Here is a 12,304-nt window from a genome sequence, read left to right as displayed (position 1 = left end):
GCAGGCGGTCAGCCGACGACGCGGCGCAGGTAGGCCGAGGTGTGCGGCTGCATCTCCTGGCCCATCATCGCCCGCTCCTCGACGTAGGCCAGGTCGACGCCGTTGACCAGCCCGTAGAGCCGCTTCGCCGCGTTGACCTCCTTGGCCGAGGCGGTCCGGGTGATGATGTCGGTCTCGATCTCCCAGGACGTCTGGGTGCGCGGGGCGCCGTAGTAGATCTCGGTGATGCCGGTGGCGTGCGCCAGCAGCACCTCCAGCGTGTCGTCCGGGCCGGGGCGCCACCAGCCGACCTCGCGGGCGGCCGGGCGGATCACGCCGCCGTCGTCGTCGAGCAACCAGGCCCGCGACTCGTACGACAGGAACGGCCGCCCGTCGTGGGCGAAGGTGATCTGCTGGCCGAACTTGAACGGCCCGTCGATCGTCGGGTAGACGACCTCGCCCTCCCCGCGCCAGACCCCGACCAGGGGCAGCAGGGCGAGCAGGTCGTCGTGCAGGTTCGGGCCCTCGCGCAGGTTCGCGGTGTCCGCCGGGATCGGCAGGTCGTCGAACTGCGGCAGGTTGCGGTGCCGGGTCCGCTCGGCCCGTTCCAGGGCAGCCTGGACCGCGGCGTCACCGCTGCCGGGGACGACCGGGGGCTGGTTCGCTGTCATCCGCTCAGCGCTGGTCGGCGTACAGGCGGTACACCACGTAGACCGCGAACCACGCGGTCACCAGGCCCACGATGACCAGCAGCGAGGTGAAGAAGATTTCCACGCCCCGCAGCTTAGCCGCTGCCGCCGCGGACAACCCGCCCGCGCCCGGTGGCCGTGCTCTCACCCGGACTCGGGAACGGCGACGGCCCCGGAGCACGGGTGCTCCGGGGCCGCCTGGTGCGCTGGGTCAGGCTGGTGCGCTGGGTCAGGCTGGTGCGCTGGGTCAGCCGACGCTGACCGCGACCTCGTGCAGGCCGGGGCCCGAGGCGTTGACCTTGGCCTCGCCGTTGCCGGAGCGGTGCAGCGCGCGCACCGTCCACTCACCCGGCGCGGCGAAGAACCGGAAGTCGCCGGTCTCGGCGGAGACGACCTCGGCGGTGAACTCGCCGGTGCCGTCGAGCAGGCGCACGAACGCCCCGCCCACCGGCTGGCCGCCGCTGGTCACCTTGCCGTTGAGGACGACCTCCTTGCCCGGGTCGACCCCGGCCGGGATGGCCGAGCCCTGCTCGGGGGCTCCGCAGCTATTGCTCATCGTTGTCTCCTTGACGGGGTTGACCGGGCTGTGTTCCGGGATCAGCTCTGGGCGCCGATTTCGACGGGGACGCCGACCAGGGAGCCGTACTCGGTCCACGAGCCGTCGTAGTTCTTCACGTCGCTGTAGCCGAGCAGCTCGTGCAGGGCGAACCAGGTGTGCGAGGAGCGCTCGCCGATGCGGCAGTAGGCGATGGTCGCCTTGCCCTCGTCCAGGCCCGCGTCCTTGTACAGCTCGCGCAGCTCGTCGTTGGACTTGAAGGTGCCGTCCTCGTTCGCGGCCTTGCTCCACGGCACGTTGATCGCGGTCGGGATGTGGCCCTTGACCTGCGCCTGCTCCTGCGGCAGGTGCGCCGGGGCGGACAGCTTGCCGGAGAACTCGTCGGGCGAGCGGACGTCGACGAGGTTCTTGGTGTTGATCGCGTCCACGGCCTCCTGGCGGAAGGCGCGCAGCGAGAGGTCCTGCTCCTTGGCCGAGTAGGTGGTCTCGTCGCGCGTGACGGCCTCGGCGTCGAGCGGGCGGCCGTCGAGCTCCCACTTCTTGCGGCCGCCGTCGAGCAGCTTCACCGCGTCGTGGCCGTAGAGCTTGAAGTACCAGTAGGCGTAGGCGGCGAACCAGTTGTTGTTGCCGCCGTAGAGGATCACGGTGTCGTCGTTGCCGATGCCGCGCGCCGACAGCAGCTTCTCGAAGCCGGCGCGGTCGACGAAGTCGCGGCGCACCGGGTCCTGGAGGTCCTGCCTCCAGTCGATCTTGACCGCACCGGGGATGTGCCCGGTGTCGTAGGCGCTGGCGTCCTCGTCGACCTCGACGAAGACCACTCCGGGGGTCTGGAGGTTCTCTTCGGCCCACGCGGCCGAAACCAGCACGTCTTCGCGGCTCATCGGGAAGTTCCCACTTTCTTTCTGGTTGACACGGCGTTGGTCGACACGGCTCAGTGGTCCGACACGGTCTTGGTGGACCCGGGCAGGCGGTGCAGCAGCAGGTAGGTCTCGCAGCCGAGGCAGAAGCCGAAGGCGGCGTTGAGGAACGCGGCGGCCAGCGCGAACGCGGTCGCCACCACGCCGAGCGCGGCGACGTCGAAGGCGTAGCCGAGGGTGCCCACCAGCGCGAACGCGAAGCCGACGCCCTGGGCGAAGCGCAGCGGCGCCACGTCCTCGCGCTCGTCGGTCGGCCCGAGCCTGGGCGCGACGAGGACGCGGTAGAGCACCGCGTACGGCGAGGCGGTCAGGCCGGCGAAGGCGCCGACGGCGAACACCGCCACCTGCGCGGCGAGCAGCGGCCACCAGCCGGTGAGCAGCACCGCCACGAGCACCGCCGCGGTCACCCAGGCGGCGAACCTGGGGCCGCGCGGGTCGACCTGCGGACGTGCGGACATGTGCTCTCCTGATCTGGGCACGAGGGTTTCCCGGCGTACCGGCGGTCGGTGCTGGGCACCGCGGCGGGCGTCGTACCCACCGGACCACCGCCGGTCAGATCACCGACACAGGCTGCTGTGCACGCGGCCGAAGTCCACCGCGCGGCGCCTGGTCAGGTTGCTGGACACGGGGGCGAGCTTACGCGCAGGCCCCCGGCCGTGAGAGGACCCGTCCACAGTCTGGGACAGGCCGGATGGGGCTTGTCAGCGGTGAACCCGCTGGTGGTGGACCCGGTCGGGCCTCAACCGGGCAGGTGCGGAGCCAGCGCCGAGAGCAGGTTTTCGCGTTTCGGGACGCCACCGACCCGCAGCAGTTCCACTCCTCGGGAGTCGACGGCGAGGGTGGTGGGGGTGCGCAGCACCGACAGCGCCTTCGCCAGCTCCGGGCGGTCGGTGAGGTCGATGTCGGCGTGCGCGAGTCCGTCGGTGCGCGCGGCCAGGTCCGACAGCAGGACCCGGGTCTGCCTGCACGGGGCGCAGAAGGTGGTGGATAGCTGCACCAGCGTCACCCGCGCGTCCGCGTCGAGCGCGGCGCGCACCTCAGCCGGGACCGGGACCGCGGTGTCGTCCCCGCGCGCGCGGACCCGGCCGTCCCTGGCCCGCAGGGCGAACCCGACCACCGCGGCCACCAGCAGCGTCCCCAGGGCGACCAGCGCACCCGTCATGCCCGTTCACCTCCGCGGGCGGGTCAGCTCCCGCCCAGCACCACGTCCGTCGCCTTGCCCTTCACCGAGAGCAGGCCCGGTTCGACGGTAACCGCGGTCGGCGTGACCCCGAACGGCAGGCTGCCGGTCGGCAGGGGGCGGGAGAACACCTTGAGGATGGTGTCCTCGACCGCGGACGGCAGCCGGGTGGCGCCCGCCGCGTTGCGCAGTTCCAGCCGCTCGGCGTTGATGGCGATGCTGTCCTGCTCCAGCGAGATGATCGAGAAGACGCACAGCTCGGTGGACAGGCCCGCCACCTCGACCGTGCCGCACAGCCGCACCCCGGCGGTGCTGCCCTCGGTGTCGGCGGTCTCGACGCTGTCCAGGTCGGTCTCGCCGCCGTCGGCGGGGGCGGTGGCGACCAGCGCCTTGCTCGCCGGGTCGATGGTCAGGTTCTTGATCGAGGCGATGACGCTGTTGCCCTGGTTCTCCTGCAGCGCGTGGTTGACGTCGGCGGCCTTGATCCGGACCTGGCCGTCGACCTCGCGGACCGGGATCTGCTTGAGTGAGCCGGACACCACGTCCGACAGCGGCGCCTTGATGCCGCGCAGGTCGGCGTGCACCTCGACGTCGCGCAGGGTGTCCTGCACCGGCACGCCCTTGGCGTCGACGGTCACCGTGTCGTACTCGCCCGCGATCACCTGGGCCAGGAAGGAGAAGCCGCCGACCTTCACCGAGGGGTCGTCGCGGAGGCCGAACTGCGCCTTGGCCCGCTTGGACACCTCGTGCTCGAACACCGCCGCCGCGCCGAAGTCGGCCGCGACCAGCAGCGCCGCCAGCACCACCAGGGTGATGACGAGCCGCCGCACCGCCTTGGACCGGCCCCGCCTGGGAGCCGCCTGCGGCCTGCCGGAGTTCGTCATGGTCGTCATCCCCGCCACCTGTCGTGTCTGTCCGTCGTGTGTGTCCGTCGTGCCCCTGGGGCTGTCCGTGCCTGCTCTGTCGCCCGTCCTCTTCCAAGGACTCGCGGGCACCCGGTCGGGTTGCGGAGCCGCCCCCATGATCCCCGTCGGCTCCCCGTGTCGAGCGCCGGGGCGGTCCTGCCGGGCACCGGGGCGGTCGGGTGGGTCGAGGAACGTGCACGGTGAGTGACTCTTCCGCGTGAAGGACTGGTCACAGCGGGTGTGGAACCGTCGGCCGATCACTGCCCGTCCGACTGGTCTGTGAGGCTCCAACCCGTTCGGAGGTACCGGATCGTGAGATCCGAAGCCGTGTTACGCATGATTCACAAAGCCAATTCCGAGGTGGTGAGGAAAGGTCTACAGAACCGATAACAGCAGGTCAACCGCTGGATTAACGTGGCTGTAACATGACCGCCCTGACCTGCGGCGAGTCCGCCCCGAGTGCGTACACCCGTGTGACGCAAGCGTCACGACCACGACATTCGCGCAGCTCGGCAGCTATTCTCCGCTAAGCCGAAATTCGAACTCCCGCTCCTCGACGTCGACGGCGCGGATTCACGCAAGAGAGAGGCGGACTCGCATGAGCCTCGACCTGCTGCTGCTGACCGCCGACCCGGAACCCGGTTCGGTCCTCCCCTCGCTGATGCTGCTGCCGCACACCGTGCGCACCCAGGCCCCCGAGGTCACCGCCCTGCTGGAGGCCGGTTCCCGCGACGCCGTCGTGGTGGACGCGCGCACCGACCTGGCCGCGGCCAAGAGCCTGTGCAGGCTGCTCACCAGCGGTGGCGACAGCTGCCCGGTGCTCGCCGTGGTCAACGAGGGTGGCCTGGTGGCCATCAACAGCGACTGGCGCATCGACGAGATCCTGCTGCCCACCGCGGGCCCGGCCGAGGTGGACGCCCGGCTGCGCCTGCTCACCTCGCGCGGCCCCGCCGGTGCCGCCGCCGACGGCGCGCTGCGCCTCGGCGAGCTGGTCATCGACGAGGCCACCTACATGGCGCGGCTGCGCGGGCGCCCGCTCGACCTCACCTACAAGGAGTTCGAGCTGCTCAAGTACCTCGCCCAGCACGCGGGCCGGGTGTTCACCCGGGCCCAGCTGCTGCAGGAGGTCTGGGGCTACGACTTCTTCGGCGGCACCCGCACCGTCGACGTGCACGTCCGGCGGCTGCGCGCCAAGCTCGGCCCCGAGCACGAGCAGATGATCGGCACCGTGCGCAACGTCGGCTACAAGTTCGTCCAGCCCCCCAAGGCGGGCGGCTCCCGCCGCGAGGTCGACTCCCTCGACGCCGACCTGGCGAACTTCTCCCTCGACGCCCGCTAGGCCCGAAGCACCCGCCGACGAGTCCCGGACACCTTCCCGGTGTCCGGGACTCGCCGCGTCCGGTGGGTAGGGTCGGACCCGTGACCGACCTGACCTGGGGCCCAGCCACCGACGAGATCCGCCCGCTGCTGCTCGCCGCCTCGGCGGCGGACGGGCGCCCCGAGGTCTCCCCGGACGGCCCGCTGCCGCGCGAGTTCCGCGGCGGCGAGCAGCTCGTCGCCGTCCGCGACCACACCGTGGTCGGCTACGCCCACCTCGACACCGACGGCGACGCGCACGGCAACCAGGTCGCCGAGGTGCTCGTGCACCCCGAGCACCGCCGCCGCGGCGTCGGCACCGAACTGGTCCGCGAGGTCCTGGCGCACGCCGCGGACGGCGTCCGGCTCTGGTCGCACGGCGACCACCCGGCCGCCGCCCGCATCGGCGCGCGACTGGGACTTCAGAAGGTGCGCGAGTTGCTGGTCATGCGCCGGAGTCTCGACGACGAGTTGCCCGAACCGGTCTGGCGCGACGGCGTCACCGTCCGCGCGTTCGTCCCCGGCCGGGACGAGGCCGCGGTGGTCGAGGTCAACCGGCGCGCCTTCGACTGGCACCCCGAGCAGGGCGCGCTGACCGTCGCCGACGTCGAGGCGACCGAGCGCGAGCCCTGGTTCGACCCGGCCGGGTTCTTCCTCGCGGTCGAAGCCGATGGCACCGGCGCCGACCGGCTGCTGGGCTTCCACTGGACCAAGGTGCACCCGGACGGCACCGGCGAGGTCTACGTCGTCGGCGTCGACCCGGACGCCCAGGGCGGCGGCCTGGGCCGGGCGCTGACCCTGGTCGGCATCCGCCACCTGCGGGCCGTCGGCCGCCCCGAGGTCATCCTGTACGTGGAGGCCGACAACGCCCCCGCCGTCGCCGTCTACCGGCGCCTGGGCTTCACCCGTTCGGCCGCCGACGTCCAGTGGGCCGTACCGCGCACTGGCGGCGCATAAACGGTTACCCGCTGCGCACACGCGGGTCACGGGACGGCGACAATGTTGTAGTCAGAGCCACATTCGGAGCCTTGTTCACTCGCCGTTCACCTCTTCAAGAGGGCGCGTCCACCACCGCTGCCTAGCGTCGCCGGCGACACGGCTGACAGAGAGTCACGCCGACCGTGAAGGCTCCTGTGCTGGAGGAAATGTGAAGACCAAGCGGACCGCGTCGGTGCTCGGCATCGTGGCCGCCGGTGCCCTCGTGCTCAGTGCGTGCGGCAGCGACAACAACACCCCGACCGGTTCCGGCAACTCCGGTGCGCCCGCCCCCACCGCGACCGCGCCGGTCGAGTGCGGTGGCAAGAAGGCCCTCCAGGCCGAGGGCTCCAGCGCGCAGAAGGGCGCGATGGAGGCCTTCAGCGCCGCGTACCAGGCGAAGTGTGCAGGCCAGCAGGTCTCCTACACCCCGTCCGGCTCGGGTGCGGGTGTCAAGCAGTTCAACGGCGGCATCGTCGACATCGGCGGCAGCGACTCCGCGCTGAGCAAGGACAAGGGCGAGGTCGACGCGGCCGCCCAGCGCTGCAAGAGCAACCCGGCGTGGAACCTGCCGCTGGTCTTCGGCCCGGTCGGCGTGGCCTACAAGGTCGACGGCGTGACCGACCTGTCGCTGACCCCCGAGGTCGCCGCCAAGATCTTCAACGGCACGGTCACCAAGTGGAACGACCCGGCCATCACGGGCATCAACTCCGGCGCCACCCTGCCGGACAAGGCCATCACCGTGATCTACCGCGGCGACGAGTCGGGCACCACCGACAACTTCCAGAAGTACCTCAAGGCCGCCTCCAAGGGTGCCTGGACCCAGGACGCGGGCAAGAAGTTCAACGGCGGCATCGGCCAGGGCGCGCAGGGTTCCGCGGGTGTCGCGGACGCCATCGCCGCCGGTGACGGCGCCATCGGCTACGTCGAGTGGTCCTACGCCCAGGACAAGAGCCTGACCACCGCGAAGATCGACAGCGGCTCCGGCGCGGTCGAGCTGACCGCCGAGTCCGCCGCCAAGGCCATCGCCTCCGCCAAGCTCAAGGGTGAGGGCAACGACCTGGTCATCGACCTCGACGCCCTCTACGCCAGCAACACCGCGGGCGCGTACCCGCTGGTCCTGGCGACCTACGAGATCGTCTGCTCCAAGGGCTACGACGCCGACACCGCCAAGGCCGTCAAGGCGTTCCTGACCGTTGCCGCCACCGACGGCCAGGCCCAGCTCGCCGACGCGGGCTACGTGCCGCTGCCCAACGAGTTCCAGACCAAGCTGCTGACCGCCATCAGCGCGATCGCCTGACCACTCGAGACCCAGGCAGACTGAGCAGAGACGCGATGAGCGACTTCGCCAAGGTCGGACGCCCCGCGACCCGGGAAACCGGGTCGCGGGGCGCGGCGCCGAACACCGCCCCGGAGGCCACGATTCCCCCCAACCCGCCGGACTCGGGTGCGCCCCCGGCCGCGCCCAAGGTCGTCACCCGCCCGGGTGACCGCATCTTCCGGACGCTGACGGTCGGCTCGGGTGTGCTGATCGTCGTGATGATCGCCCTGATCGGCGTCTTCCTGCTGATCCAGGCCATCCCGTCGCTGAGCGGCAACCAGGCGAGCTTCCTGTTCAGCCGGGACTGGAACGCCGACCCGGCCGCCCTGGCCTTCGGCGTGCTGGACCTGCTGCTGGTCACCGTGTTCAGCTCGGTGTTCGCCCTGCTCATCGCGATGCCGATCTCGCTCGGCATCGCGCTGTTCCTCACCCAGTACGCCCCCAAGCGACTGGCCAGGCCGTTCGGCTACGTCGTCGACCTGCTGGCCGCCGTGCCGTCGATCATCTACGGCCTCTGGGGCCTCTACGAGCTGGCACCGGCGCTTTCGCCGATCACCACCTGGCTCAACGACACCCTGGGCTTCATCCCGATCTTCGCCACCGGCAGCTCCAACCTGGCCATCGGCCAGACCATCTTCACCGCGGGCATCGTGCTCGCGGTCATGCTGCTGCCGATCATCACCGCGATCAGCCGCGAGGTCTTCGACCGCACCCCCTCGACGCAGATCGAGGGCGCGCTGGCGCTGGGCGCCACCAAGTGGGAGGTCGTGCGGACCACCGTGCTGCCCTTCGGCCGCGCGGGCTACATCAGCGCGTCCATGCTGGGCCTGGGCCGCGCGCTCGGTGAGACCATCGCCGTCATGATCATCCTCGCGTCGACCTCGCAGCACTTCGGCTTCAGCCTCTTCGACGGCGGCGACACCATCGCCTCCAAGATCGCCCGAGCGGCGTCGGAGTTCAACGACCCGCGCGGCGCGGGCGCCTACATCGCGGCGGGCCTGGTGCTGTTCGTGCTGACGTTCATCGTCAACGCCTTCGCCCGCTACATCATCTCCGGGCACAAGGAGTACGAATGAGCACCGCCACTGACCTCGACCGGCCCGCGGCGCCGCCCGCGTTCCAGGAGATCGGGGCGGGTCGCAAGCTGCGCAACCGGTTCGCCACCGGGCTGGTCTGGGGTGCCTTCCTCATCGCCTTGGCCCCGCTGGTCTGGCTGCTGATCACCGTCCTCGCCCGCGGCTTCGAGCACGTGCTCACCGCGGACTGGTGGAGCAGGTCCTTCGCGGGCCTGACCTCCCGCCAGTTCGGTGGCGGCGTCTACCACGCGATCGTCGGCACCCTGCTCCAGGGCCTGATCTGCGCGATCATCGCCGTGCCCATCGCCATCCTGGTCGCGGTGTACCTGGTCGAGTACGGCAAGGGCTCCCGGCTCGCGGGCGCGGTCACCTTCACCGTGGACATCCTCTCCGGTGTTCCCTCGATCGTGGCGGCGCTGTTCATCTACGCGCTCTGGGTGACCACCCTCGGCCTCCCGCGCAGCGCGTTCGCGGTGTCACTGGCCCTGGTGCTGCTGATGATCCCGGTGGTCGTCCGCACCACCGAGGAACTGCTCAAGATCGTCCCGGACGAACTCCGCGAGGCCGCGTACGCGCTGGGCATCCCCAAGTGGAAGACCATCGTCAAGATCGTCATCCCGACGGCGCTGTCCGGCATCATCACCGGCATCTCGCTGGCCATCGCCCGCGTCATGGGCGAGACCGCGCCGGTGCTGGTCCTGGTCGGCTACACCAGCTACATCAACTTCGACCCGTTCAGCGGCAGCATGGCGTCGCTGCCGCTGCTGATGACCTCCGAGCGCCTCACCACCAACGCCATCGGCGAGGCCAGGGTGTGGGGCGCGGCGGTCACCCTGATCCTCATCATCACCGTGTTCAACCTGCTGGGATCGCTGATCTCGCGGCTGACCTCCCTGAAGACGAAGTAGGCGACCCATGGCCAAGCGCATCGACGTCAAGGACCTCAACCTCTACTACGGCAAGTTCCACGCCGTCGACCAGGTGTCCCTGGCGGTCCCTCCGCACAGCGTCACCGCCTTCATCGGCCCCTCCGGCTGCGGCAAGTCCACCGTGCTGCGCTCCCTCAACCGGATGCACGAGGTCATCCCCGGTGCCAGGGCGGAGGGCAAGGTCCTCCTCGACGGCGAGGACATCTACGCGAGCACGGTCGACCCGGTGTCGGTCCGCCGCACCATCGGCATGGTCTTCCAGCGGCCCAACCCGTTCCCCACCATGTCCATCAGGGACAACGTGGTGGCCGGGCTCAAGCTGGCGGGCGAGCGCGACAAGCGCAAGCTCGACGAGGTCGCCGAGCGCGCCCTGCGCGGCGCCAACCTCTGGGCCGAGGTCAAGGACCGCCTCAACCGCCCCGGCGGCGGCCTCTCCGGCGGCCAGCAGCAGCGCCTCTGCATCGCCCGCGCCATCGCGGTCCGCCCCGACGTCCTGCTGATGGACGAGCCCTGCTCCGCCCTCGACCCGATCTCCACCCTGGCCATCGAGGACCTCATCGGGGAGCTGAAGAAGGACTACACGATCGTCATCGTCACCCACAACATGCAGCAGGCGGCCCGGGTCAGCGACCAGACCGCCTTCTTCAACCTCGCGGGCGTCGGCCAGCCCGGCCGCCTGGTCGAGATCGACGACACCGAGCGCATCTTCTCCAACCCCGGCCAGAAGGCCACCGAGGACTACATCTCCGGCCGCTTCGGCTGATCTCGGCACCCCTCTCCACCCGCGAGCCCCCTCGGCCTCTCTGGCCAGGGGGCTCGCGGCGTTCCGTCACCCGATCCGGTCATCCCGCACCGCGCCGGGAACCACCACCGATCTCGTCTCGTCAGAGCCGAGACGGGCAACACCCACCATTGGTACCGTGACGCGGGAGGTTGTAGCCATGACTGGATCTGTGCAGACGGCTTACCACGCCCCGGGTGCCCCGCCACCGGGCGCGTCGGACCGGAACAGCCCGGACTACGACCCCACCTACGACCCGAGCAGCCCGTACTACATCGACCGGACGGGGACCTCGGACACCTCCCAGGAGGTGCAGGAGCAGGCCGAGCAGCAGGTCGACCAGGACATCGACCAGGCGAACTGGTGGGAGATCTGGAAGCAGTTCACCCGCAACAGCGAGGTCAACGAGCGGTTCAACCAGGACATGTCCGCCCAGGCCGACCAGCTGGCCCGGGGGTTGGAGACTCGGCCGACGCCCGCGCTGTCGTGCATGAACTACATGAGCAGGGAGCACCCCGAGCTCCAGACGATGGTGACCCAGGACGTCGACCCCGACCAGGTCGGTGAGATGGGCCAGATGTACGTCGAGGCCGGGAACCAGATGTCGGCCTTCCAGGGCGACGTGGCCTCGGCGATCAACAACAGCCAGACCGACTGGCAGGGGACCGCGGGCGACTCGGCCCGGCAGTTCATGGCCGACATCGGCAACTGGGTGGGCAAGGCCGGGCAGAGCGCGCAGCTCGCGGGCACGCAGACCGGCATCCAGGCGTCCGCGCTGGCCGAGGCGAAGAACTCCATGCCCGATCCGGTGCCGTTCGACCTCAAGGCGGCCAACCAGGACCTGGCGACGACGACCAACCCGATCGAGCTGGCCACCAAGGCGACGCAGTACATGAACGACTACCGCGCCAGCCAGGCCGCGCACGAGGAGGCGGCCCGCGTCGTCGGCACCTACGACGGCGCCCTGGGCAGCTCGGCGACGATGCCCGCCTTCGCCACCCCGCCCACCATGTCCGGCGGCGGCACGGACGACCCGGGCAAGGTCGACGACGGCAAGAAGGTCCAGAACCCCGGCGACAGCGACGTGACCGTCCCCGGCGGCAGCGACCGAGGACCCTCGGCGTACACCCAGAACCCGGGCGGCAGCACCGGCGGCACCAACCCGCCCCAACTCGGCGGCAACCCGGGCACCACCGGCAACGGTGGCGGCAACGGCGGTGGCGGCGGCACCATCACCACCCCGCAGATCCCGAACCTCCCCGGCGGTGGCGGCGGCACCACCAACCCCAGCCAGTACCCACCCACGCCCGGCCCCGGCCACCTCCCCGGCATCAACGGCCCGGGCGGCGGCACCGGTACCGGCACCGGGAACGGCCCCACCAATGGCGGCCTCGGCGGCCTGACCCCCCTCGGCGGCGGCCCCCTCAACGGCCTCGGCGAGGACAGCGTCCGCACCGGCCGCGGCGGCACCGGCTTCGGCGGTGGCCGCGGTGGCTTCGGCGGCGGTGGTGGTGGCTTCGGCGCAGGCGGCGCGGGTGCGGGCGGCGGGGCAGGCGCGGGCGGAGGTGCCGGAGCCGGTGGCCCCGGCGCCAAGGGCGCGGGTGTCGGCGCGGGCGCGCTGGCGGCCGAACACGCCATGG

13 protein-coding genes are annotated in these 12,304 nt (G+C 71.0%); 7 read left to right on the top strand and 6 right to left on the bottom strand.

Going from position 1 to position 12,304, the window contains the following annotated elements; translation table 11 throughout:
• Positions 1-8: 8 nt before the first annotated feature.
• The 6 genes from L6E12_RS27715 to L6E12_RS27690 all read right to left on the bottom strand — a co-directional run bounded on the left by L6E12_RS27715 (position 9) and on the right by L6E12_RS27690 (position 4,214).
• Positions 9-650: an FABP family protein gene (locus tag L6E12_RS27715; RefSeq protein ID WP_236230868.1), complete on the bottom strand. Its 642-nt coding sequence runs from the start codon at positions 648-650 to the stop codon at positions 9-11.
• Between the two features lie 265 nt (positions 651-915).
• Positions 916-1,224, bottom strand: coding sequence for a DUF1416 domain-containing protein (locus L6E12_RS27710; protein WP_236230867.1), 309 nt, complete (start codon positions 1,222-1,224; stop codon positions 916-918).
• Between the two features lie 41 nt (positions 1,225-1,265).
• Complete coding sequence (locus L6E12_RS27705) at positions 1,266-2,105, bottom strand: sulfurtransferase (protein WP_236230866.1); 840 nt, start codon at positions 2,103-2,105, stop codon at positions 1,266-1,268.
• Between the two features lie 50 nt (positions 2,106-2,155).
• A complete protein-coding gene (locus L6E12_RS27700) occupies positions 2,156-2,599 on the bottom strand; it encodes a DUF4395 domain-containing protein (RefSeq protein WP_236230865.1) in 444 nt (147 codons plus the stop codon).
• A gap of 281 nt (positions 2,600-2,880) precedes the next feature.
• Positions 2,881-3,303, bottom strand: a complete 423-nt coding sequence (locus L6E12_RS27695) for a thioredoxin family protein (RefSeq protein ID WP_236230864.1) — start codon at positions 3,301-3,303, stop codon at positions 2,881-2,883.
• Positions 3,304-3,326: 23 nt separating this feature from the next.
• Positions 3,327-4,214, bottom strand: a complete 888-nt coding sequence (locus L6E12_RS27690) for a DUF2993 domain-containing protein (protein ID WP_236230863.1) — start codon at positions 4,212-4,214, stop codon at positions 3,327-3,329.
• Between the two features lie 610 nt (positions 4,215-4,824).
• On the opposite strand from L6E12_RS27690, the gene L6E12_RS27685 reads away from it, so the two are divergent.
• The 7 genes from L6E12_RS27685 to L6E12_RS27655 all read left to right on the top strand — a co-directional run.
• The gene (locus L6E12_RS27685) at positions 4,825-5,565 is read left to right on the top strand and encodes a response regulator transcription factor (protein ID WP_236230862.1); all 741 of its coding nucleotides are present in this window, start codon (positions 4,825-4,827) and stop codon (positions 5,563-5,565) included.
• A gap of 80 nt (positions 5,566-5,645) precedes the next feature.
• Positions 5,646-6,539: a mycothiol synthase gene (gene mshD, locus L6E12_RS27680; protein WP_236230861.1), complete on the top strand. Its 894-nt coding sequence runs from the start codon at positions 5,646-5,648 to the stop codon at positions 6,537-6,539.
• A 190-nt stretch (positions 6,540-6,729) separates the two neighbouring features.
• On the top strand, positions 6,730-7,857 hold the full coding sequence (gene pstS / locus L6E12_RS27675; protein WP_236230860.1) for a phosphate ABC transporter substrate-binding protein PstS: 1,128 nt from the start codon (positions 6,730-6,732) through the stop codon (positions 7,855-7,857).
• A 35-nt stretch (positions 7,858-7,892) separates the two neighbouring features.
• Positions 7,893-8,954 carry a phosphate ABC transporter permease subunit PstC gene (pstC, locus tag L6E12_RS27670; RefSeq protein WP_236230859.1) on the top strand — a complete coding sequence of 354 codons (1,062 nt, stop codon included), beginning with the start codon at positions 7,893-7,895 and terminating at the stop codon, positions 8,952-8,954.
• Positions 8,951-9,862, top strand: a complete 912-nt coding sequence (pstA, locus tag L6E12_RS27665; RefSeq protein ID WP_236230858.1) for a phosphate ABC transporter permease PstA — start codon at positions 8,951-8,953, stop codon at positions 9,860-9,862. Before pstC ends, pstA begins: the two co-directional genes overlap by 4 nt.
• A gap of 7 nt (positions 9,863-9,869) precedes the next feature.
• Positions 9,870-10,646: a phosphate ABC transporter ATP-binding protein PstB gene (gene pstB / locus L6E12_RS27660; RefSeq protein ID WP_236230857.1), complete on the top strand. Its 777-nt coding sequence runs from the start codon at positions 9,870-9,872 to the stop codon at positions 10,644-10,646.
• 178 nt (positions 10,647-10,824) lie between these two features.
• A partial coding sequence (locus L6E12_RS27655) for a hypothetical protein (protein WP_236230856.1) occupies positions 10,825-12,304 on the top strand: 1,480 nt, incomplete at its 3' end.

The organism is Actinokineospora sp. PR83 (assembly GCF_021056305.1).
Classification (GTDB): domain Bacteria; phylum Actinomycetota; class Actinomycetes; order Mycobacteriales; family Pseudonocardiaceae; genus Actinokineospora; species Actinokineospora spheciospongiae.
The sequence above is the reverse complement of the archived record's forward strand: the minus strand, read 5'-3'. Positions and strand labels throughout refer to the sequence as shown.

What these genes read in the sequence shown, in the direction of transcription:
- L6E12_RS27715 (WP_236230868.1), bottom strand. Translation starts at nt 650, where the DNA reads ATGACAGCGAACCAGCCCCCGGTCGTCCCCGGCAGCGGTGACGCCGCG.
- L6E12_RS27710 (WP_236230867.1), bottom strand. Translation starts at nt 1,224, where the DNA reads ATGAGCAATAGCTGCGGAGCCCCCGAGCAGGGCTCGGCCATCCCGGCC.
- L6E12_RS27705 (WP_236230866.1), bottom strand. Translation starts at nt 2,105, where the DNA reads ATGAGCCGCGAAGACGTGCTGGTTTCGGCCGCGTGGGCCGAAGAGAAC.
- L6E12_RS27700 (WP_236230865.1), bottom strand. Translation starts at nt 2,599, where the DNA reads ATGTCCGCACGTCCGCAGGTCGACCCGCGCGGCCCCAGGTTCGCCGCC.
- L6E12_RS27695 (WP_236230864.1), bottom strand. Translation starts at nt 3,303, where the DNA reads ATGACGGGTGCGCTGGTCGCCCTGGGGACGCTGCTGGTGGCCGCGGTG.
- L6E12_RS27690 (WP_236230863.1), bottom strand. Translation starts at nt 4,214, where the DNA reads ATGACGACCATGACGAACTCCGGCAGGCCGCAGGCGGCTCCCAGGCGG.
- L6E12_RS27685 (WP_236230862.1), top strand. Translation starts at nt 4,825, where the DNA reads ATGAGCCTCGACCTGCTGCTGCTGACCGCCGACCCGGAACCCGGTTCG.
- pstC (WP_236230859.1), top strand. Translation starts at nt 7,893, where the DNA reads ATGAGCGACTTCGCCAAGGTCGGACGCCCCGCGACCCGGGAAACCGGG.
- pstA (WP_236230858.1), top strand. Translation starts at nt 8,951, where the DNA reads ATGAGCACCGCCACTGACCTCGACCGGCCCGCGGCGCCGCCCGCGTTC.
- pstB (WP_236230857.1), top strand. Translation starts at nt 9,870, where the DNA reads ATGGCCAAGCGCATCGACGTCAAGGACCTCAACCTCTACTACGGCAAG.